This window comes from Streptomyces sp. FH025, from assembly GCF_017427025.1.
Lineage (GTDB): Bacteria > Actinomycetota > Actinomycetes > Streptomycetales > Streptomycetaceae > Kitasatospora.
The window spans coordinates 1-927 of sequence record NZ_JAFLNG010001245.1 but is presented as its reverse complement, the minus strand read 5'-3'; the positions used below and the strand labels follow the sequence as shown (position 1 = coordinate 927).

The window sequence follows — 927 nt, the reverse complement described above, 5'->3', positions numbered from 1 at the left end:
CACGAGGCTCAACCGGCCGCGGTGGGCCCGGCGGCGCCCAGCCGCCGCACCAGCACCAGGGTCCGGTCGTCCGCGACGTCCTGCGCCACCGTGTGCACCAGCCGTCGCGCCGCACCCCGGGCCACCTGCTGCTGCGGCAGGTGCGTGCGCACCTCCGGCTCGGCGGCGGCCAGCAGCCGGCCCACCCCCTCGTCCAGGTCGCGGCCCGGCACCTCCACCAGGCCGTCGCTGAACAGCAGCAGCGAGTCGCCGTACGACAGCCGCCCCGACACCGCCGGGTACGGCGCGCCCGGCACCAGGCCCAGCGCCGGGCCGCCGTGCTCGGACGCCTCCCAGCCTCTGCGCCGGCAGTACCGCACGGGCGGGGGGTGGCCGGCGTTGAACAGCCGGTAGTGGCCGGTCGCCGGGTGCAGCGCGAGGTGCACGGCGGTCGCGAAGTCGTCCTCCCAGCCCATCCGGACCAGGTGGTCGTTGGCCGCGGGCAGGAACGCCTCCGGCGGCACCCGGCCCAGCAGCATCGCGAAGGCGCCCGACAGGTGGGTCGACCGGGCGGCCGCCCGGCTGCCCTTGCCGGACACGTCCACCAGCACCAGCTCCAGCAGGTCCTCCTCGGGGCGGTGGGCGCAGAGCAGGAAGTCCCCCGAGAACGACGCGCCCCCGGCCGGGGCCAGCGCGCTGTCGAAGTGCCAGTCCAGCAGCCGCTCCGGCAGTCGGGCCAGCGTCCGGTTGTGCTCGGCCAGCTCCAGCAGCATCGAGTCGCCCTGCGTCCCGCGCAGCCCCAGCCGGTGCCGGAACCGGTTCGCCGCCAGCACCGTCGCCCCCGTGCAGGCCAGCACCACCGACACCCCCAGCCGCACCCCGAGCGGGTCCTGCGCCACCGCGCCCAGCACACTGCCCGCCAGTGCCGTGCACACCAGCACCAGCAGC

At 76.9% G+C, this 927-nt stretch carries 1 protein-coding gene; it reads right to left on the bottom strand.

The window, feature by feature from the left end; genetic code table 11:
* Positions 1 to 8: 8 nt before the first annotated feature.
* A partial coding sequence (locus J0670_RS38700) for a PP2C family protein-serine/threonine phosphatase (RefSeq protein WP_207817448.1) occupies positions 9 to 927 on the bottom strand: 919 nt, incomplete at its 5' end.